This is a genomic window from Rathayibacter sp. AY1B7, assembly GCF_002932735.1.
GTDB lineage: Bacteria > Actinomycetota > Actinomycetes > Actinomycetales > Microbacteriaceae > Rathayibacter.
This window is the reverse complement of the sequence record NZ_PSWK01000001.1, coordinates 168315-187295: the sequence shown is the minus strand read 5'-3', so window position 1 is coordinate 187295 and position 18981 is coordinate 168315. Positions and strand designations below refer to the sequence as shown.

The following is an 18981-nucleotide window of genomic DNA, read 5'->3' as shown; positions in this document are numbered from 1 at the left end:
GGGGAGGTTCGTGGGGCCCTAGCGGGCGGTGAGTCCCGGGCGGTCCGGGTCGATGCGCGCGGCGCGGGCGGCGTCGGCCCAGGCGTCGGCGGCGGGGATCGTCTCGGCCGAGGAGCGCAGGAGCGCTTCGGCGAGGACGCGGGAGCGGTGCTGGCCGAAGCTCAGTCCGCGGTAGGAGGAGCGCTCGTCGGCCGGGTCCTCGGCGTAGGCGAGGCCGTCGGCGAGCCTCTCGGCGAAGGCCGAGACGGCGGTGCGGGGCGAGGGCCGGGCATCGAGCAGCGGAGTGATCCTCCGGGCGACGTCGTCGGCGGAGTCGGCGGGCAGGTAGACGACGAGGGCGTCGGAGCGGGGGAAGGCCCGCGGGTCCGAGAGCGCCTTGGCCTGGTGGCGGGCTCCGGAGGCGGCGAGCGCCTCCAGGAGCGGGCCCCACAGGGCGAGCGCGTCCTCCGCCGAGTCGGCGACGAGCGAGAGGCGCACGACCCGGTCGGCGGGATCGAGTCCCATCGGGCCGAGGGCGAGGAGGTAGCCGGGAGTGGTGCGGGTGCGCCAGCTCGGCAGCCGGACGCCGGCGACGGCCCCGTCGGCGGAGCGGACGAGATCGACCTCGGGCACGAGGACCCGGACGCGGCCCAGCTCGACGACCCGGCGCTCCTCCCCCTGCACGGTGGCGGAGCCGAGCACCCCGGAGGGAGCGGGCTGCAGGACCGTGCGGTGCGGGATCGCGTCGATCAGCCGGGGGGCGAGGTCCTGGCCGTCGCCTCCGGCGGTCTCGCCGAGCAGCGGGTTCCGGAGGTGCAGGTGGGTGTAGACGGTGGCGGCGAGTCGGGCCCGCAGCCCGATCGGCCCGGTGGCCTCGATCACGGTCCCGTCGACCTCAGCCCGCAGCCGGTCGGCGTCGACGCTGATCACGGCCTCGTCGAGGACGGAGCGGGTGGTGAGGGCGGTCATCGCGGGCTCCTGTCGAATCCGAGGGCGGTGGAGTAGGCGGAGGGGGCGAGCAGGACGCGGCGGCCGATGCCGGCGGCGGCCCGCTCGATCCCGGGGAGGCGGGAGACCATCGAGGCCCGGGCGAGGGTGCGGTCGACGAGGTGCCAGCCCAGGTGGGCGGTGGCGCGGACGGCGAGGGCGTCGTCCGCGCCGGCGGTCTCGGCGGCGTAGGCGAGCCACATCCGCCGGATCCTCGGGACCAGTGCCGCCATCCGCTCCGCGATGCGGGCGTCCGCGGCCGCGGTGTCGAAGGCGAGGGGAGGAGCGGAGGCGCCCTCCCGGGTGGTCACGGTGTCGAGCACCGCGCGGTGGATCCACTCCCCCGCCAGCGTGCCGAGGTCGCGGGCCGGATCCCCGATCCCGAACTCCTCCCAGTCGAGCAGCTGGAGGCGCCCGTCGCGGAGGTGGAACTGGTCGAGGCGGAGGTCGCCGTGGATCGGGGCCGTGCGGTTGCCGCTCTCCCACTCGCGGAGATCCTCCGTGGCCGAGACGAGCTGCTCGTCGTGCTGCAGGTCGCCCCAGAAGGCGAGCTCGGCGAGGGTGAGGTCGACGTAGCGGGTGTGCGGGATGCCGACGCGCAGCATCTCGACGGGAGGGCTGGGGTGCGAGGTCGCGGTGAGGCCCGCCACCGGGCCGGCGTGCAGCCGGGCCAGGAGCCGGCCGGCCTGTTCGGGGAAGTCCGCGGGGACGCGCTCCTCCACGAGCAGGAGGGCCAGGCTGGTGCCGGGGCAGTGCTCGAACACCAGCAGGGAGTCGTCCTCGTCGGCCGCCAGCAGGCGGGGTCCGGCCGGGGCGTGCTCGGGGCTCCGGGCGGCGAAGCCGGCGAAGTCCCTGGAGCGGCGGAAGGCCGCGGGGCCCGCCGTCCGGGGCGAGACGTGCTTGACGAAGACGCGGGCGCCGTCGTCGAGGGTCATCGTCCACGACGCGTTCCGGCCGGCGAAGGCGGGGCGGTCGATCGCGGCGACGCGGTGGCGTCCGCCGCCGAGCAGCCGCTCGGTCGAGGCCGCCGCCCGGAGGGCCGCCGGATCCGCGGGGCGGTGCCCGGGGGTCGCGGGGCGGAGCCCGGGAGTCGCGAGGAGAGTCACGATCGTGTCCTTCGGTCGGTCGAGCGGATCAGAAGAGGTAGGTGACGACGAGGTAGGCGCCGCCCGCTCCCCCGACGAGGAGGGCGGTGTTGACGAGCAGCTTCTTGAGGGGCGAGGGGCGGGTCGAGGCGGTGCGCGAGGTGGTCATGGTGGTGTCCTTCCGAGGGGTGGTGGTGGATATCGGGAGCCGGGCCTAGGAGGCGTCGGCGGCCTTGAGGGAGGCGCGGAGCGAGACGCGGGAGCCGGTGCGGAGCGCGTTGTTGCGGTAGACGCGGACGACCAGGCGGAACAGCAGCGGCACCGTGATCGCGGCGACGACGGCGGCGATCACCATCTCGGGGGTGCCGACCGAGTCGAGGCCGAAGCGCATCGGCATCAGGTAGGAGGAGAAGAGGGGGACGAAGGAGAGCGCGTGCACCCAGGCCTCGTCGAGGTTCGCCGGCACCACGTAGAGCGCGATGATCAGCAGCGCCATCTGCACGACGGAGAGCGGCATGGCGGCGGTGCCCAGGTCCTCCTGCCTCGACACGGTCGAGGCGAGCAGGGTGCTGAGGAGCGCGAAGAGCACGTAGCCCTGCAGGAACCAGACGAGGAACCAGACCAGGCTCGGGCCGAGCTCGATCTCGAGGACCGACCACCCGCCGACCACGCTGAACCCGCCGACGACGGCGCCGCCGATCACGAGCAGCTGGGCCAGGGTCACCAGGCCGACGCCGATCATCTTCCCGGCGAGCAGCGGGGCGACGCCGATCTTCGTCAGCAGGATCTCGACGATCCGGGACGACTTCTCCTCGACCACCCCCGAGGCCAGACTCGACGAGGAGTAGACCATCGCGGCGAGCAGGGCGCTGATCATCGCGGTCGCGAACAGGATCCGGGTGTCGAGGACCACGGTCCCCGCCTCCCTCGTCGCGTCGACCAGGAACCAGCCGCCGATCCCGGCGCCGAGGCCGGCGATCGCGGCCAGCGCGAGGGTCGCGGTGAGGATCGTGCGGTTCCCGGTGCGGGTCAGGATCTCGCGGCGGACGATCGTCGCGGCTCCCCGGGCCGGCGTCGGAGGAGCGGAGCTCTCGGCGGTCCGGGCGTGGGCGGCGCGGGGGTGCGTGGTGGTCATCGTCCTGCTCCTTGGATCTCGAGGCGGCGCTCGGCCGCAGGGGTGGAGGCGGCGGTGAGCCGCTCGGACAGCAGCTCGGTCAGCGAGCGCTGCGCGGTGCGGATGCTCCGGAGGCCGCCGTGGCGGGTGAGGGTCGCGAGCACCTGCTCGGGGACGTCCCGGCCGCTGCCCTCGATCGAGACGAGCAGCGACTCCGGCTCACCGGGGACCGGCTCGGCCGACAGTCCCGGTGTGACGCCGAGCTCGGCGACGAGCAGGTCGTCCAGGGGGCGGGAGAACTGCAGCTGCCAGCGGCTGCGGCCGTCGTCCTGCAGCTCGGCCACCGCTCCGCTCGCGGTCACGCGGCCGGAGTCGAGCACGCAGACGGTGTCACAGAGGCGCTCGACCAGGTCGAGCTGGTGGGAGGAGAAGAGCACGCCGACGCCGCGGGCGGACTGCTGCCGGATCAGGCCGGCCATCGTCTCCACGGCGACCGGGTCGAGCCCCGAGAAGGGCTCGTCCAGCACCAGGAGCGACGGATCGCCCACCAGGGACACGGCCAGCTGCACGCGCTGCTGGTTGCCGAGCGAGAGGTCCTGCACCAGGGTGTCGGCCCGCTCGGCCAGGCCCAGCGCGTCGATCACCTCCTCGGCGGTCTCACGGGCTCCCCGGGCGTCGTGCCCCTCGAGCAGAGCGAAGTGGATCACCTGCTCGCGGACCCGCATCTGCGGGTAGAGGCCGCGCTCCTCCGGCATGTAGCCGATCGAGCGGCGGTCCTCGGCGGTGATCGGCGCGCCGTCCCAGGTGATGGTCCCCGTGTCGGGGGTGAGCAGGCCCAGGATCAGCCGCATCGTCGTGGTCTTGCCGGCGCCGTTGCCGCCGATGAAGCCGACGATCTCGCCGCGGCCCACGGACAGGTCCACGTCGTGCAGGACCCGGTGGCCGCCGAATGCACGGCTCACGCCGCTGAGCTGAAGCCCTCGCATGTCATCTCCTCGAAGTCGTTTCTCTTGACTCCTCAGACGCTACGGACGCTCTCGCGACGGGCTCCTGTACTTCGGTACAGCGCCGAGGTGGCCGAAAGTGCAGGTCCCGCATCACCGGACGTGCAGGTCCCGAGGCGGCCGCGCGTGCAGGTCCGGGGGCGGCCCGGGTGCGGGCCGCCTGCGTCCCGAGCACGACGGACGCCCCCGTGCTCGTCCGGTCGGCGACCGGAGCGCACAGGGGCGTCCGTGGAGGAGGAGGGGCGGGGTCAGGCCGTCGCGCAGCTCCCGTCGACCTCGCCGATGACGCCGTCCGTCACCGACACGACCGCGCAGTTCGGGTAGCCCCGCTGCGGCCGGTGCGCGGGGTCGAGCGCGCGGAGGATGCTCCCGAGCACCGCTCCGTGCGTCACGACCAGCACGTCCCCGTGCTCGGCCGCCGGCGCGAACCGCGCGATCGCGGCCTCCACGCGGGCGCGCACGGTGGCACCGCTGTCGGCCCGGCCGGAGGGGTCGTGGCGATGGATCGCGTCGAGCACCGAGTCGAGACCGGCGTCGGTCATCCGCGGCCAGTCGGCGGAGGCGGGCACGTAGGAGTAGCCGTGATCGGCGAACACCGGCTCCCAGAGCGAGGCGTTCGGCTGCCCCTCGAAGGCGCCGAAGTGCCACTCGCGGAGCTCGACCATCGGCTCGGCCTCGAGCGACGGGTGCCCGGCGAGCGCCGCCGCCGCCGTGGTGCGGGTGCGGGTGAGGTCGCTCGTGAACGCCGCGACGAGCGGCACCTCGCGCATCCGCTCGCCGAGGGCCGCCGCCTGGCGCTCGCCGCGCTCGGTCAGGGGCGAGTCGCACCAGCCCTGCAGCTGGCCGGCGACGTTGAAGAGGGTCTCGGCGTGGCGGACGAGGTGGATCGTGCCGCTCACGGGCGCTCGCTCGCGGGCGTCGTCGGGCGGGCGGGGGTGGTGCGGTGCATGCGGTTCTCCGGGGTCAGCGCGCTACTCCGGAGCGGCGCGCGCGATGTGGAGGGCCAGGAAGGCGACCTCCTCGTTGGGCAGGGCGGCCTGGTACTCGGCCGCCACGAAGGAGCGGACCCGCTCGGCGGAGGCGATCGCGCGCGGGTAGCGGGCGCTGAGGCTGGTGAAGAGGAAGTCGTCCTCGCTCTCGAGCAGGCCGCCCGAGAAGAAGCGCTCGGCGAAGTACTGCAGGTGCGCCACGAAGCGGGCGGAGCGGAGGTCGTCGCGGTCGAGCGCGGCTCCGCTGGAGTGCTGGATGATCGCGGTCACCGAGCGGATGAGCTGCACGATCCGGAGCGAGTCGATCCCGACCTTGCCGAGCTCCGCGTTGGCGAGGTGGAACGCGACGTTCGCGGCCTCGTCGGCGGGCAGCTCCACGTCCAGGCGCTCGCGCATCCGCTCGACCGCCCGCTCCCCCACCGCGTACTGCACGGGGTAGACCGTCCGCATCTCCCAGGCCAGCCGGTTGGCGACCGAGAGCCCGCGCCGCTGCCGCTCCACCGCGAAGTGCAGGTGGTCGGTGAGCGCGAGGTACACGTGCGGGTCGAGCTTCAGCCCCTGCTCCTCCGCGTCGGCGACGACCGCGCGGGTGAGCTCGACGAACTCCGGCGGGATCTGCGCCAGGAGCTCGACGAGGTTGCGCTGATCCGAGTCGTCCAGCGCCACGAACACCTGGTCGACGCTCGAGGGCTCGATCGCCTCGCCGGCCTTCGCTCCGAAGCCGATCCCCCTGCCCAGGAGCACGCGCTCGACGCCGCGCTCGTCGACGACGAGGACGACGCTCGAGTTGAGCACCTTCTTGATGGTCTGCATGCGTGTCTCCGTCGACGGCCGCGTCAGGGCTGGGGTGGGGGTGGCGGGGCCTCTGCCCGGAGAGCCGGACGGCGCCTCCGGGCAGAGGAGGATCATCCCAGATCCGCGCCGTTGGAGGCGATGACCTTCTGGTACCAGAAGAACGAGTCCTTCCGGTAGCGCTCGGTGCTGCCGTGGCCGAGGTCGTCCATGTCGACGTAGACGAACCCGTAGCGCTTCGAGATCTGCGAGCTGGAGGCGCTGATCAGGTCGATCGGCGCCCAGCTCACGTAGCCGAGCAGCTCCACGCCCTCGTCCACCGCCTGGATCATCTGCTCGAAGTGCGCGCGGAAGTAGTCGATCCGGTACGGGTCGTGGACCCGGCCGTCCTCGGTCAGCTCGTCGCGCATCCCGAGGCCGTTCTCGACGATGAACAGCGGCTTGCCGTAGCGGTCGTAGAGGTCGATCAGCGAGATCCGCAGGCCGACGGGGTCGATCTGCCAGCCCCACTCGCTCGACTCGAGGAACGGGTTCTTGACGCCGAGGACCGTGTTGCCGGGGGTGCGCTCGGCGTCGGGGCGCACGGACTCGGTCATCGACATGTAGTAGCTGAACGAGATGAAGTCGACCGGGTGCTCGCGCAGCAGCTCGACGTCGCCCGCCTCGAACGGGATCTCGACCCCGCGGCTCTCGAGCGCCCGCAGCGCCAGGCGCGGGTAGGCGCCGCCCGCCTGGACGTCGGTGCAGAGGTAGAGCATCCGCTCCTTCGCCTGCGTCGCCGCGACGTCGTCGGGGTGGCAGGTGTTGGGGTAGGTGGTCAGCATCGTGAGCATGCAGCCCATCCGCGACTCGGGCCACAGCTCCTTCAGCGTCCTCGTGACCGAGGCGGAGGCGACGAACTGGTGGTGCAGCGCCGTGTAGCAGGCCTGCTCCACGCTGCCCTCGACGGTCTCCTCGATGATCCCGCCCGAGGTGAACGGGTGGCGGATGATGCCGTCGATCTCGTTGAAGGTCAGCCACATGTCGACGAGGTGGCCGAAGCGCTCGAAGCAGGTGCGGGCGAAGCGCTCGAACAGCCCGATCGTGCGGCGGTCGACCCAGCCGTTGTGCTTCAGCGCGAGCGCGAGCGGCGGGTCGTAGTGCGAGAGCGTGACCAGCGGCTCTATCCCGAGGCGCCGCATCTCGGTGAAGAGGGCGAGGTAGTAGGCGATGCCCTCCTCGAGCGGCTCCGCCTCCTCCCCCGTCGGGTAGAGGCGGGTCCAGGCGATCGAGACGCGGAGGGTGGTGAAGCCCATCTCGGCGAACAGCGCGAGGTCGCCGGGGTAGCGGTGGTAGAAGTCGATGCCGCGGCGCTTGGGGTAGTACTCGGTGTCGTCGTCGGACATCGCCGCCGTGATGCTCTCCACCGTGTTGCGGTGGTGGATCGCGTACTCCTTCGGGTCCGCCTTCGGCTTGTAGGAGGCGACGTCGCTGACCGCCGGGCCGCGCCCGCCCTCGCGCCACGCGCCCTCGACCTGGTTGGCGGCGAGGGCGCCGCCCCATCGGAATCCGTCAGGAAGCGCCATCGGCGAGCTCCTTCTCTCTCTGCGTCACGGTCATGATCCGGTCGCCGGCGGTGATCCGCTCGGCGGCCTCGACGAGCACGGTGTACTCGGCGGAGTTGGTCACGAGCACCGGGGTCGTTGTGTCGTAGCCGGCCGCGGTGATCGCGGCCAGGTCGGCGGTGAGGAGGAGCTGCCCGGCCTCGACCCGGTCGCCGACCGCGACGTGCGCCTCGAACGGCGCGCCGTCCAGCTGCACCGTGTCGATGCCGACGTGGATGAGCACCTCGACGCCGTCCGCGCGGCGGAGCCCCACGGCGTGGCGGGAGGAGAGCAGCGCGATGACCTCGCCCGCGAACGGCGCCCGGACGGCTCCGTCGGTGGGGCGGATCGCCAGCCCCTCGCCGAGCACGCCGGCCGAGAACACGGGGTCCGGCACCTCCGAGAGGGGGATGACGGAGCCGGTGAGCGGCGCCTGCAGCGCGAGCGGGCTCCCGGCGGCGGCCGCCACGTCGCCGAGCGCCTGGACGCTGGCGGAGGCGTCGTCGCGCCAGATGACGAAGGAGACGACGAACGAGACGGCGACCGAGATCAGCAGGCCGATCACGGCGTTGAGCAGGTTCCAGGGGTTCAGCCCGTCGATGAACATCGAGATGCTCGCGACGCCGGGGCTGACCAGCGCGAACGCGGCGACCTGCGTGGCGCCGATGTAGGCGCCTCCGACGACGCTGCCCGTGATGACGGAGACCAGGGCGCGCTTGTTTTGCAGCGTGACGCCGTAGAGCGCCGGCTCGGTGATCCCGAAGAGGGCCGAGAGGCCGCCCGAGAAGGCGGTGGCGCGGAGGGTCGCACTCTTGGTGCGCAGGGCGATCGCGAGGCTGGAGCCGGCCTCCGCCGCGTTGTGGGCGAGCGAGGAGGCGAGGTAGAAGGTGTCCTTGCCCGCGCTGGCCATCGTCGCGATGGTCGGCGGGATGAACGCCTTGTGCATGCCGACCGAGATGATCAGCGGGAGCACGCCGGCCAGCAGCGCGACGGCCACCCAGCCGAGCGCCCCGTAGAGGCCGATCATCGCGCCGGTGAGCATCGAGCCGAGCCAGTAGCCGAGAGGGCCGAGCAGGAAGATCGTGGCCGGAGCGACGATCACGAGGCACATCAGCGGCACGTAGAACGTGCGGATCGGACCCCACGAGTGCTTCGTGAAGAAGCGCTCGACGACCGAGAGCAGCAGCACGGCCAGGATCGCCGGGAACACCTGCGCGTTGTAGGCGATGACCGGCACCGGGATGCCGAAGAGCGCGACGCCGCCCTCCTGGTTGAGCAGCGTCGTGAACGCCGGGAACACCAGGACGCCGACGAGCCCGAGCGCCAGCGGCCGGTTCACGTCGAGCTTCTTCGCGCTCGTGTAGGCGACGAGCAGCGGCAGGAAGCCGAACACCGCGTCCGGGATGGCGGACAGCAGCTTGAAGTTGTCGGAGGCCGGGTCGAGCCAGCCCAGCGCCGAGGCGAGGACGAGGAACGACTTGAAGATGCCGGCGCCCGCGATGGCCGGGATGATCGGCGTGAAGACGCTGACCACGAAGTCCATGATCGTCGCGCCGAGGCGCTTGAGGGACCGCGGCTGCTTCGCCTGCTCCGCGGATGCGGTGGTGCCGCCGCGCAGCTTCTCGACCGCCGCGTACATCTCGCTGACGCCGCTGCCGACGATGACCTGCGTCTGCGGGCCGGTGACGACACCGATCACGCCGGGCACCGCCTTCAACGCCTCGACGTCGGCCTTCGCGTCGTCCGCCAGCGCGAACCGCAGACGGGTCGAGCAGTGCTGCAGCTTCGCCACGTTGGCGGCGCCGCCGACGTGCTCGAGGATCGCCTTCGCGCTCTCCTGGGTACTCATCGGTACTCCTCCGGGTGTGTGGGGACGCGCGCTTCCCTGCGCTGTGCTGCCCGGCCGTCCGTCGCCGTCCCCGCCCCCTCCGGCACCGTCATCGGTGCTCCGGCGGAGCGTCAGGAGGCGTCCGGGCACAAAAAAAGGACCCGACGACGCTCATTACGCGTTTCGTCGGATCCTGCCTGCACGACCAGTCACATGTCCGGGAGCGAACGTAACACGGGGGTGGGTGGGGCGTCAAAGAGGGGGGCGTGCGCACGGCCATCGCGTACGGGCGGTTGTTGCACCGGTGTCGGCATGATGGACACGTGGACACTCTCGACGTCGTTGCGGCGGTCATCAGCGATCGCGGCCGTATTCTTGCCTGCCGTCGGCGGGCGGACAAGGCGGCGGGCGGGCTCTGGGAATTTCCCGGCGGCAAGAGAGAACCTGGCGAAACGGCTGAAGGCGCCCTCGAGAGGGAGATCCGCGAGGAGCTGAGCGTGGAGATCGAGGTCGGCCCCAAGCTGACGTCAGACGAAACGGAGGTCGGCGCTCTCACCATTCGGTTGCACTGCTTCCGAGCCGTGGTTCGTGGCCCACGCCCCACGGAGAGCACCGACCACGACCAACTCCTCTGGCTCCTTCCGAGCGAACTCCCCGGACTGGAGTGGGCCCACCCCGATCTGCCGGCCGTTCGGCTTCTTTCCTCTACGGATTGATGAGGTCGAAGCCCTCGTCAGACCTGAACGCTGTGATGATCGAGAGGCTGCGGATGAGATCCAGCATGTCCTCTTCCGGGCGACCGGGAAGCAGGATGACGGGGACTGCCGCGTAGCCCTCGCGCTGCGCAAGATGGGCATAGTCGAGCACCTGCCCGATGGCCATGCGGACGAAGGACCGGGCGGTCGACTTCTTGGCTTCGACAATCCAGCCGCTCGATCGGACGTAGAGGTCCGGCTCGACCCGTGAGCTGCCGACCGGGAGCGTCAGACGACTGGGCGGCGTGCCGTTCTCGGTCAGCCAGAGCCCAAAGTCGGACTGCAGCTCGAACTCGATTCGGGAGACGACCCGGTCATCGAGAGGGCTGACATCCGCACCCGCGATGACGATGTCGGAGTGCTCGGGAGGCGTCCAGTCGCCGAGCGAGGCAGCGGACTCCTGCGTGCCACCGTAGGTCGGCAGCCGAGTGATGTCCGCCGCAAGCGGCAGGAGAGTGAAGATGATGCCGCGTCGCTGCGTCCCTTCGGTGTCCGGGATGATCTCCCACCGGTAGGTCGGAGTCCCTGTCGTGAAGGCACCGATGTAGGTCACGCTCGTTCCCTGCACCGTGAAGAGTCGAAGCACCCGCCCATCCTGTGCCGCGTCCCGGAGAGCCCTGTTGCCGCGAAGAAAAACCTGGTCACCGACCTGCCCTTCTCCCGTGTAGGAGTAGGACCCGTCCTCGCGAAGTCCCTCGAACCGGTCGTAGCCGTATCGAGCTCCCTTCGCCGGATCGGTGAAGATGAAGATTTCACGGAGCGCTCGCGGCGTCACGATTCCCTGCTGCTGCTGCCCTCCGTAGGCGCGGTGAATATCACGCCGGAGGACCTGGTCGCCCACTTCCAAGGTGAACCGACGCTCGGTGGTGTCTCGTCGAAGCAGACGGGAGCGGACAGCCTCCGCCTGCTCTTCGGTCAGATCCCACCGGGATTCCTCCGCGGGAAGAGTTCCGTAGGAGGAGCGGAGGAGGCTTCGGATTCGACGCTGAGAAACGCCCAGTTCAAGTGAGAGTGTGGCGGGAGTAACGGGAGGCATCTCGCGAGACTAGAAATGCTCGGAACACGTTCTGTCGAGATGCACTCGTGTTAGCGACAGAGTTACTCATTTTGCGTAAGTGCTGAACTTTGTGCCGCATGGGTCCCAGAAAAGAGGTCACGGAAGAGACCATTACTCACTATTGTCGTAGTTGAAAGACGCTACTGTAGTCGCGTCTGCCGCTGTTGCGGCGTCGGGACGACCCTCCATCAGAGGAAAGAGGTTCTCCCCCTCACTCCCCGCACCCCGCCAGCACCGCCTCCGACGCCGCCCGGTCCCGCGCATCGATCCCGAGCCCGTAGTCGCTGAGCACCGCCACGAACTGCTCCACGTACCCGCAGCGCAGCTCCGCGGCCGGTGGCAGCCACTCCCCCGGGCCGGCGTCGCTCTTCGCGCGGTTCGTCTGCTCGGACGCGGCGACGAGGTTCGTGGGATCGTTCGCGAAGGCGAGGCGCTGGTCGTCCGTCCACGACCAGGCGCCGTGGTGCCACGCCCAGCCGAGGGCGACGACGTGGTCGATCTGCACGAGGCGGGAGGTGTCGGTCCCGGAGACGAAGGCGACCGAGGTGCCGTCGTAGGGGTCGATCAGGGTGCCGGTAAGGACCTTGCAGTCGCGGGTGCCGGGCTTGAACACGGGGGCGAGCAGGTCACGGCCGAGGACGTCGTTGCGGGTGTCGCAGCCGTTGCGGTCGACGTCCGACCACGCCTGTCCGAAGAGGTCGCGGTCGTAGGGGACGGCGGCGGGGCCTTCGACCGCGGGGAGAGCGGCCAGCGTCGCGAGGAACGGAGCGGACGGCTCCGTTTCCGGAGTGGACGGCTCCGTTTCCGGAGTGGACGGCTCCGTTTCCGGAGCGGACGGCTCGACGTCCGCCGAGGGGCTGCTCGGCGCGGGAGCAGCCGGACTGCTCGACGCCGCAGAAGCACCGGCCGAGGAGGACACCGCCTCCGGTCCGCCTCCTCCCGCCGTCTCCGACAGTGCGACGGCTGCGACGGCGAGCGCCGCAGCCCCCAGCAGAGCGAGGATCGCACCGGCCCGTCGACGAGGGCGCCGGCGCACGGGGGACGTAGGCCAGTGGCGCATGATCGACCCCTCCTGCCACGAGACCCGCGATGCGGTCGACGCGACGCGCCTCCTCAGTATGCGGAGTGACCCGCTCCGGGCTCGACGGTCGGGCGGAGCGTCGGGAACGGGGCGGCCGCGCGGAGCGACGGCGTCGACGGCCGGGATCGAGCCTCCCGGAGGCCACCTCGTCGCGCCCGCATCGGCGACCCGCGCCTGCTTGACTGCTCCCATGGAGATCTTCATCGGAGTGGTCGGCCTGCTCGGCGGGCTGGTCATCGCCGGGCTCGCGGTCGTCGCGGTGGTCATCGGACGGCGGCGGGCGGTGCCGGCATCGCTGGTCGACGTCGAGGTGCGGCTGACGCACGCCGGGGACGACTGGTGGCGGGTGGGCGCGCGGGTGCGCAACTCCGGCCGGTCGCTCGTGCCGGTGACGAGCTACACCGACGGGCGGCCGATCGCGGTCGATCTCGGCGGGGCCGTGTCGGCGGAGTGGTACGGGTCGGCTCCCCGGTCGGACGCGTGGCGGATCGATCCGGCGGTCGGGCTCCTCCTCGGACCCGTCGCGCTGGAGCGCGGGGCCGACCTGGGGGCGACGATCGTCGTGCGCGGGCGGCCGCAGGTGCGGATCGACGCGCCGCTGCGCTACGTGCCGGTGCGCGAGAACGTGATCGAGTCGCAGACGCCGGACGCCGCTCCGGTCTGGGGCGTGTCCGAGGCCGCGGCCGCTCCGGCAGCAGCGCCGGCGTCGGCTCCCCCTGCGCCGATCCGTCCGCGCCAGCAGCGGCCGATGGACGCCGACCCGTCACGTCCCGAGCGCGAGAGCGTCCTCCGCGGCGGCTTCGGGGTGTGGGCGGCGATGATCGCGGGCGGCGCAGGAGCCGTCGGCGTCGCGATCGGGATCGCCCTCGAGCTGGCCGGCGTCGAGGCGTCGGGGCTGGGCGGCGCGGGCATCATCCTGATCGCGGCCGGCTTCCTCGGCCTGGTCGGCACCCTCGTGATCCGGCTGCTGCGCCGCTGGCTCGAGCCGCCCGCCCTCTGGCGGACGCCCGCGCAGCGCCTCCGCCGCCCCGGGACGATCACCGTCCTCATCCTGAGCTACGCCGGGCTGGCGCTGTTCTGCACCGAGTTCGCGGCGCAGTCGGTGACCGGCGACACGACCTGGGTGGCCGGTGTCGCCGTGCTGATGCTGATCGCCGCACTGATCGGCATGGGACTCGTCGGGTTCCTCCGCCTGGTCGTCCTGCTCGGCGTGCGCCGCGCCTCCCGGGAGACCCCGTGACCCGAGAGGTCGTCGTCGTCGGAGCCGGCCTGGTCGGAGCGGCGACAGCCCGCGCCCTCACCGAGCGCGGCGATCGCGTGGTGCTCGTCGAGCAGTTCGAGCGGGGCCACGACCGCGGCTCGTCCCACGGCGAGACGCGCATCTTCCGCCGCGGCTACCTCGAGGACGACTACCGCGCCCTCACCGGACGGGCCGGGCGCGCCTGGGCACGGCTGGAGGCCGAGACCGGCCGCCGCCTGCTGCACCCGGTCGGCGCGATCGACCACGGCGACCCCGCCGTCCTGGCCGCCGTCGAGGCTGTCCTCCTGCGCGACGGGATCACCGTGGTACGGATCGGGGCGGACGAGGCGCAGCGGCGTTGGCCGGGACTCCGCTTCGAGACAGACGTCCTGCTGCACCCCGAGGGCGGACGCCTCGACGCGGCGGCCGCGATCGACGCGATGCTCGACTCCGCCCTCGGACGCGGCGCCGTCCTCCGGACGCGGACGCGCGTGCTGGGCATCGAGGAGCGCGCCGACGACGTGCGCGTGCTGACCACCGACGGCGCCCTCGACGCCGACGCGGTCGTCGTGGCCGGCGGATCCTGGACGCCTCCGCTCGTGGACGGCCTCGTCCGCGCGGCCGGCCGACGCCTCCCTCCGCTGCGCGTCACGCAGGAGCAGCCCGCGCACTTCGCGACCGATCTGCCCCTCGACTCGTGGCCGAGCTTCGCCCACCACCGCGCCGGCCTGCCCGTCGTCTACGGGCTCGCGACGCCCGGAGTCGGGGTGAAGGTGGGCGAGCACGGCACCGGTGTCGTCGTCGATCCGGACGAGCGCACCTTCGAGCCCGAGCCCCGGGCGCTCGCCCGCCTCGTCGGCTACGTCGCGGAGTGGATCCCGGGCGTGGACGCGGCGAGCGCCGCTCCGATCAGCTGCCTCTACGACAGCACGCCGGACGAGGACTTCGTGATCGACCGCGTGGGCCGCGTGACTCTGGCGACCGGGTTCTCGGGGCACGGCTTCACGTTCGGACCGGTCCTGGGCGAGCTGCTCGCGGACCTCGTCGCCGGCGGAGCGGCGCGGGAGCGATTCCAGCTGCTGCCGGCGTGAGGGGCGGGTGCGTCCGGAGGAGCGGCTTAGACCGGGGAGCAGCGGGTGCTCCCGGGAGGCGGACTCCGATCGAGCAGGGGATGCTCAGCGGCCTGCGGGGCCCGTCCCGTGCTGCTCGCGGCCGTCCGGGTCGAGGAGCACGGCGTCGTCCCAGCCGCTCGCCGCCTCCGTCGTACGGGCCTTCGCCGGCGGGCGCCGCGCGACCGCGACGACGATCAGCGCCCCCAGCATCACCAGGGCGGCGGTCTGGAGCGGCGGCGCGACCATCGCGAGCGCCTGCCGCACGTAGAGCTCCGGCGGGACCGTGATCGAGTCGCCCTGGTACTGGTTCGGCAGCAGGAGGACCACGACCGGGAGCGCGAGCACTGCGGCCCAGAGGACGACGGTGGCCGCGATGGCGGCGGCCCAGAGCAGGCGGACCCGCTTCATCGGCGGGGAGCCCTCAGCAGCGGCACCACGACCGCCAGGCCGAGCGCGATCAGGCCGACGGTGAGGAACGGTCCGATCGCGTTGTCGCTGAGCACGCGGAGGTACTGCTCGGGCCCGAAGGCGCTCTGCGACGGCGAGTAGTCGTACCAGCTGTGGGAGCTGTTCCAGAGGGCGAGGAGTCCGACGAGGACGCTCACGCCGCCGACGACCGCCAGGGCTCCGGCGATGCGGCGAGTGGAGACAGCGGGGCGGGGGTCGGCGTCGGTCGCGTCGTGACGGTCACCGGAGTCGGGTGCCGCGTCGCCGGGAGCGGAGTCGGGTTCGGTGGGGAGCGGGACGGTCGGCTCGGTCGGGAGTGGGACTGTCGGCTCCGCGGGTCGGGGCGCGGTCGGCTCCGCGGGTGTCGGGACGGCCCGCACCGCCGCTCTCGCGCGCTCCGGAGTTGTCCGTCGGCCGGAGACTCGGGAGCCCGTCGGACCGCCGACCGACCACGCTTCCTCGTGCTCGGGAGCGGACGCGCCGCCTCTCCGGCCGGCCGATCGCCCGATGCCCGAGGTCCCGCCCGACAGGAACGGGGAGCGGAGGCGCTCCTCGCCGCTGCCACGCCGCTCGGCGCCGCGTCCGTCGTAGCCGCGCTGGAAGCCCGCGTGGTAGCGCGGGTCGGTGCCGCCCTCGCCCGTTCCGCCGCTCTCGAGTGGGGAGCCGTCCGCTCCGGTTCTCCGCGCCATGCCGTCCCCCGCTTCGTGCAGTCGGGCCATCATGTCGCACCTCGCCCGTTGCGGGGAGGTGCCGGGCGGAGCTCGGGGTGCGGTCGGCGGAGGCGGGGGTTCACCGCCCGACCGCGGTGGTGCGGGACGGGAGGCTGACGATCCCCGCTCCGACCAGCAGCAGGCCGATCGTCACCGCCGTCAGCGCCGGCCAGCCACCGGCTCCGACGGCCAGGCCGAGGAGCCAGCCGCCGGCGGCCGAGCCCGCGTAGAAGGCGATCGTGTAGACCGCACCGGCGTGCCCTCGGAGTGCCGGAGCCGCCCGCGCTCCCGTCCAGGCGGCGCCGGTCGCGTGCAGGGCGAAGAAGCCGGCCGTGAAGACGAGGAGTCCGGCGATCACCACGGCGACGTTCTCGGCGAGCATCACCAGCAGTCCGACGATCATCAGGGCGACGCCGATCCGCATGACGAGGCGGGGACCGATCCGCGGCCCCCATCTCCCCGCGAGCCGGGAGGAGACGGTTCCCGCGAGGTAGGCGGCGAAGAGGAGGGAGACGAGCGCGGGCGCCAGCGCGAACGGCGGCGCCTCGAGCCGGAACGCCAGGTAGTTGTAGACCGCGACGAACACGCCGACCGCGAGGAACGTCTGCAGCGCGATCGCGACGAGCATCGGATCGCGGAGCACCTGCGCCGTCTTCGCTCGCCAGCCGCCGGGGGCCGCCTCGCGCCAGCCGCCGCCCCGGGGCGCGAGCACGGCGAAGACGATCGCCGCCGCCGCGCAGACGGCCGTCACGACGAGCAGGGCTCCGCGCCATCCGAGCGCCGCCGCGAGCGGTCCGGCGAGCAGGCGTCCGGCGGCACCGCCGATCGTGGTCCCGGAGACGTACGCCGTCGCGGCGGCCGTCGCTCCGGCGCCTCCGACCCGGTCGTGGATCGCCGCGACGGCCAGGGCCGGGACGGCACCCAGTGCCGCTCCCCCGAGGAAGCGCAGGACGAGCAGGAGCTCGAAGGTCGGGGCGACGCAGGCGAGCAGCGCCAGGACCACGGACGTGAGGACCGCGATCCGCATGGATTCGAGCCGTCCGATGCGCTCGGCCACCGAGGCCCACGGGAGCACCGAGAGCGCCAGTCCGAGGGTCGCGGCCGAGACGGTGAGCGCGGCGTCGGACGGGGCGAGGGCCCATTCCCGCGCGAGCTGCGGGAGGACGCTCTGCACGGCGTAGAGCTCGGCGAAGGTCGCGACTCCGGCGGCGAGGAGGGCGACGGTCAGCCGCCGCTGCGAGAAGGGGGCCGCTGCGCGCATCGGTCGGGTGCGTGCGGCGGTGCTCATGGTTCCGACGGTAGACCGCCTGCGGGTGCATGACTAATGTTCTTTCTCGTACTGTTCATGCGTTCTGGTCATGTCCGGATCTAGGGTGGTGGCGTGTCCGACGACTGGCCCGCGACCCTCCGCCTCCTGCCCCTGCTCGTCGCGGTCGCCCAGACCGGGAGCGTCACGGCGGCGGCCGCCGAGCTCGGGATCCCGCAGCCGACCGCGAGCCGGTCGCTCGCCCGGCTGTCCGCCCTGGTCGGCACTCCCCTGGTCCGCCGGGAGGGCCGCGGGGTGGTGCTGACGGAGGCGGGGACCCGTCTCGCCGAGGCCGCTCAGGACGGCATGTCGGTGATCCGCGCCGGGCTCGCGGAGGTGCGGCAGGCGGGCGACGTGGAGCACGGCCGGATCGACCTCGCCTTCCAGACGCTCCTCGGGGAGAGCTTCGTGCCGGATGTGATCCGCCGGTTCCGCCGCCGCTGGCCGCAAGTCGGCTTCGGGCTCCGTCACGGCTCCCGAGCCCTCTGCCTGAGGGCCGTGGCGGAGGGCGAGTCCGAGCTGGCGATCGTCGCGGATCCGCCCGATCTCCCCGGAACCACCACGACGACCCTCTACTCGGAGCCTCTCCTCGCGGTCGTGGACCCCCGTCATCCGCTGGCCTCGCGGCGCTCGGTCACGGTGGAGGACCTCCGCGGCCTCGACCTGATCATGCTGGCGCCCGGCTACGGCCTCCACGAGTCGGCCCGGCGCCTGCTCGCCGTGGACGGCCGCGACCCCGTGCCGGCGTTCGAGGTCGGCGACTACCGCGCCGCCCGGGGACTCGCGGCAGCCGGCCTCGGACTCACGATCCTGCCGCCGAGCCCGTCCTCGGTCGACGACGACGTCCGCGAGATCCCGATCGACGATCCGGGCGCGAGCCGTGAGATCGGTGTGCTCGCCCGCGACACCGGGAACCCGGTCGTCCCCGAGTTCCTGCGGGCCCTGCACGCCGCGGCGGCCGCCCGGCGCCGGTGACCGCTGCTCGGCTCTGCTGTCAAGCACAGGAAGCGGAGGCCCTTCGTGCAGCAAGCTTCGAGAGGATCCCCGCACCGCCAGCGACACCCCCCTCCCCCCGCTCCTGCACCACGTCACCGAGGACGGCCCCGGTCATGATCCTTCTCCGCACCCACGCCAACCGCTGGACCGCGCGCGCCCGCCGCAGCGGCGTCGTCCTCGGCATCATCACCCTGGTCTCCGATCTCCCCCGCCCGGCCTACCGGACGGTCCGCCTCGACCCGACGAGCGGCGAGCGCTTCCTGCTCCGCGACACCGCCGAGCTCGAGGAGGCCTTCGCCGTGCTCCTCGCCGGGCTCGAGCGCTCGCGCATCGCGGCCTCGGCATCCCCAGCCGAGTCGGCTCCCCCGTGCGCCCCGGTCGACGCGCCCGTCGCAGTCGAGGACGACCTCGAGGAAGCCGCCTGACCCGACGGCGTCCTTGCGGGGAGACCCTCACCGCGCATCAGGCGCCGAGCTCTCCGCCCGCCTCCTTCACACTCGACGTGTCGGATCGACGTGCCGTGACACCTCGACCGGCGGATCCGTCCTCGGCAGGTCCCGCGGACCGATGACCCGTCGGAGCCGGGCCGACCTGCGCGACCGCAGGAGAGCCCGGCGCCAGCGCGGATCGGTGCGGGCTCGGAGGTGGGGGTCGAGCGGGCGGAAGCCTCCCGCGGTCCGCTCCTCGATCAGCACGATCGTCGCGGTCGCGAGGTGCAGTCTCCGGACCGGCTCCCTCTCGGGATGCGGATGCCCGGAGCGCGTGCGGAGCTGCTGCTCCAGCTGCTCCGGGTCGGCGGACCACCAGGTGCTGACGCCGACGCGTCCATCGGGGAGAGGGAAGCGCTCGGTGATGCGGTACGGGAGGCCGTGCTCGGTCATGCAGTAGTGCCTTTCGAGGAGAGGGTCCGGAAGCC

The 18981-nt window shown here is 72.6% G+C and carries 19 protein-coding genes; 5 read left to right on the top strand and 14 right to left on the bottom strand.

Annotation, left to right across the window (positions count from 1 at the left end; genetic code table 11):
- Window positions 1–18 precede the first annotated feature (18 nt).
- The 8 genes from C5C95_RS00780 to C5C95_RS00745 all read right to left on the bottom strand — a co-directional run bounded on the left by C5C95_RS00780 (window position 19) and on the right by C5C95_RS00745 (window position 9382).
- A complete protein-coding gene (locus tag C5C95_RS00780) occupies window positions 19–948 on the bottom strand; it encodes a T3SS effector HopA1 family protein (protein ID WP_104323582.1) in 930 nt (309 codons plus the stop codon).
- Window positions 945–2072: a class V lanthionine synthetase subunit LxmK gene (gene lxmK / locus C5C95_RS00775; protein WP_258059357.1), complete on the bottom strand. Its 1128-nt coding sequence runs from the start codon at window positions 2070–2072 to the stop codon at window positions 945–947. Before lxmK ends, C5C95_RS00780 begins: the two co-directional genes overlap by 4 nt.
- A gap of 193 nt (window positions 2073–2265) precedes the next feature.
- Entirely contained in the window at window positions 2266–3186 is a 921-nt protein-coding gene (locus tag C5C95_RS00770) for an ABC transporter permease (RefSeq protein WP_104225127.1), read from the bottom strand.
- Window positions 3183–4127 carry an ABC transporter ATP-binding protein gene (locus tag C5C95_RS00765; RefSeq protein ID WP_258059757.1) on the bottom strand — a complete coding sequence of 315 codons (945 nt, stop codon included), beginning with the start codon at window positions 4125–4127 and terminating at the stop codon, window positions 3183–3185. Before C5C95_RS00765 ends, C5C95_RS00770 begins: the two co-directional genes overlap by 4 nt.
- Window positions 4128–4417: 290 nt before the next feature.
- Window positions 4418–5068 carry a histidine phosphatase family protein gene (locus C5C95_RS00760; RefSeq protein ID WP_104272819.1) on the bottom strand — a complete coding sequence of 217 codons (651 nt, stop codon included), beginning with the start codon at window positions 5066–5068 and terminating at the stop codon, window positions 4418–4420.
- 72 nt (window positions 5069–5140) lie between these two features.
- Complete coding sequence (locus C5C95_RS00755; protein ID WP_104225973.1) at window positions 5141–5971, bottom strand: PRD domain-containing protein; 831 nt, start codon at window positions 5969–5971, stop codon at window positions 5141–5143.
- A 92-nt stretch (window positions 5972–6063) separates the two neighbouring features.
- The gene (locus tag C5C95_RS00750; RefSeq protein ID WP_104256263.1) at window positions 6064–7515 is read right to left on the bottom strand and encodes a glycoside hydrolase family 1 protein; all 1452 of its coding nucleotides are present in this window, start codon (window positions 7513–7515) and stop codon (window positions 6064–6066) included.
- Window positions 7502–9382, bottom strand: coding sequence for a beta-glucoside-specific PTS transporter subunit IIABC (locus tag C5C95_RS00745; RefSeq protein ID WP_104225132.1), 1881 nt, complete (start codon window positions 9380–9382; stop codon window positions 7502–7504). The genes C5C95_RS00750 and C5C95_RS00745 overlap by 14 nt, the downstream gene beginning before the upstream one ends.
- A 302-nt stretch (window positions 9383–9684) precedes the next feature.
- Here C5C95_RS00745 and C5C95_RS00740 point away from each other — a divergent pair, with 302 nt between their 5' ends.
- Window positions 9685–10077 carry a (deoxy)nucleoside triphosphate pyrophosphohydrolase gene (locus tag C5C95_RS00740; RefSeq protein ID WP_104323581.1) on the top strand — a complete coding sequence of 131 codons (393 nt, stop codon included), beginning with the start codon at window positions 9685–9687 and terminating at the stop codon, window positions 10075–10077.
- On the opposite strand, the gene C5C95_RS00735 is transcribed toward C5C95_RS00740, so the two are convergent.
- Together C5C95_RS00735 and C5C95_RS00730 are read right to left on the bottom strand one after the other, a co-directional pair.
- Window positions 10067–10957, bottom strand: a complete 891-nt coding sequence (locus C5C95_RS00735; protein ID WP_258072600.1) for a hypothetical protein — start codon at window positions 10955–10957, stop codon at window positions 10067–10069. The two genes, C5C95_RS00740 and C5C95_RS00735, sit on opposite strands and share 11 nt — an antisense overlap.
- Window positions 10958–11384: 427 nt before the next feature.
- Window positions 11385–12233 (bottom strand): HNH endonuclease family protein, encoded by an 849-nt coding sequence (locus C5C95_RS00730; protein ID WP_104323579.1) that lies wholly within the window; start codon window positions 12231–12233, stop codon window positions 11385–11387.
- Window positions 12234–12444: 211 nt separating this feature from the next.
- Between C5C95_RS00730 and C5C95_RS00725 the strand changes: the two genes are divergently transcribed.
- Window positions 12445–13494, top strand: coding sequence for a hypothetical protein (locus C5C95_RS00725; protein ID WP_104323578.1), 1050 nt, complete (start codon window positions 12445–12447; stop codon window positions 13492–13494).
- Window positions 13491–14585: an FAD-dependent oxidoreductase gene (locus C5C95_RS00720; protein ID WP_104323577.1), complete on the top strand. Its 1095-nt coding sequence runs from the start codon at window positions 13491–13493 to the stop codon at window positions 14583–14585. The genes C5C95_RS00725 and C5C95_RS00720 overlap by 4 nt, the downstream gene beginning before the upstream one ends.
- An 84-nt stretch (window positions 14586–14669) precedes the next feature.
- On the opposite strand, the gene C5C95_RS00715 is transcribed toward C5C95_RS00720, so the two are convergent.
- From C5C95_RS00715 to C5C95_RS00705, 3 genes are all read right to left on the bottom strand, one after another.
- Window positions 14670–15014, bottom strand: coding sequence for a hypothetical protein (locus C5C95_RS00715; protein ID WP_104323576.1), 345 nt, complete (start codon window positions 15012–15014; stop codon window positions 14670–14672).
- Window positions 15011–15775, bottom strand: coding sequence for a hypothetical protein (locus C5C95_RS17740; protein WP_146087031.1), 765 nt, complete (start codon window positions 15773–15775; stop codon window positions 15011–15013). The genes C5C95_RS00715 and C5C95_RS17740 overlap by 4 nt, the downstream gene beginning before the upstream one ends.
- Window positions 15776–15842: 67 nt before the next feature.
- Window positions 15843–17051 (bottom strand): MFS transporter, encoded by a 1209-nt coding sequence (locus C5C95_RS00705; RefSeq protein ID WP_104323574.1) that lies wholly within the window; start codon window positions 17049–17051, stop codon window positions 15843–15845.
- A gap of 93 nt (window positions 17052–17144) precedes the next feature.
- Here C5C95_RS00705 and C5C95_RS00700 point away from each other — a divergent pair, with 93 nt between their 5' ends.
- Together C5C95_RS00700 and C5C95_RS00695 are read left to right on the top strand one after the other, a co-directional pair.
- Complete coding sequence (locus C5C95_RS00700; protein ID WP_104239291.1) at window positions 17145–18044, top strand: LysR family transcriptional regulator; 900 nt, start codon at window positions 17145–17147, stop codon at window positions 18042–18044.
- A 134-nt stretch (window positions 18045–18178) separates the two neighbouring features.
- Entirely contained in the window at window positions 18179–18490 is a 312-nt protein-coding gene (locus C5C95_RS00695; RefSeq protein WP_104249716.1) for a hypothetical protein, read from the top strand.
- 66 nt (window positions 18491–18556) lie between these two features.
- On the opposite strand, the gene C5C95_RS00690 is transcribed toward C5C95_RS00695, so the two are convergent.
- Window positions 18557–18946 carry a hypothetical protein gene (locus C5C95_RS00690; protein WP_104239289.1) on the bottom strand — a complete coding sequence of 130 codons (390 nt, stop codon included), beginning with the start codon at window positions 18944–18946 and terminating at the stop codon, window positions 18557–18559.
- Window positions 18947–18981 lie beyond the last annotated feature (35 nt).

Bases quoted from the DNA above. Each gene is read 5' to 3' on its own strand.
- C5C95_RS00690 (WP_104239289.1), bottom strand. From the start codon at position 18,946: ATGACCGAGCACGGCCTCCCGTACCGCATCACCGAGCGCTTCCCTCTC.
- C5C95_RS00780 (WP_104323582.1), bottom strand. From the start codon at position 948: ATGACCGCCCTCACCACCCGCTCCGTCCTCGACGAGGCCGTGATCAGC.
- C5C95_RS00715 (WP_104323576.1), bottom strand. From the start codon at position 15,014: ATGAAGCGGGTCCGCCTGCTCTGGGCCGCCGCCATCGCGGCCACCGTC.
- C5C95_RS17740 (WP_146087031.1), bottom strand. From the start codon at position 15,775: ATGATGGCCCGACTGCACGAAGCGGGGGACGGCATGGCGCGGAGAACC.
- C5C95_RS00745 (WP_104225132.1), bottom strand. From the start codon at position 9,382: ATGAGTACCCAGGAGAGCGCGAAGGCGATCCTCGAGCACGTCGGCGGC.
- C5C95_RS00730 (WP_104323579.1), bottom strand. From the start codon at position 12,233: ATGCGCCACTGGCCTACGTCCCCCGTGCGCCGGCGCCCTCGTCGACGG.
- C5C95_RS00705 (WP_104323574.1), bottom strand. From the start codon at position 17,051: ATGAGCACCGCCGCACGCACCCGACCGATGCGCGCAGCGGCCCCCTTC.
- C5C95_RS00770 (WP_104225127.1), bottom strand. From the start codon at position 3,186: ATGACCACCACGCACCCCCGCGCCGCCCACGCCCGGACCGCCGAGAGC.
- C5C95_RS00695 (WP_104249716.1), top strand. From the start codon at position 18,179: ATGATCCTTCTCCGCACCCACGCCAACCGCTGGACCGCGCGCGCCCGC.
- C5C95_RS00750 (WP_104256263.1), bottom strand. From the start codon at position 7,515: ATGGCGCTTCCTGACGGATTCCGATGGGGCGGCGCCCTCGCCGCCAAC.
- C5C95_RS00725 (WP_104323578.1), top strand. From the start codon at position 12,445: ATGGAGATCTTCATCGGAGTGGTCGGCCTGCTCGGCGGGCTGGTCATC.
- C5C95_RS00755 (WP_104225973.1), bottom strand. From the start codon at position 5,971: ATGCAGACCATCAAGAAGGTGCTCAACTCGAGCGTCGTCCTCGTCGTC.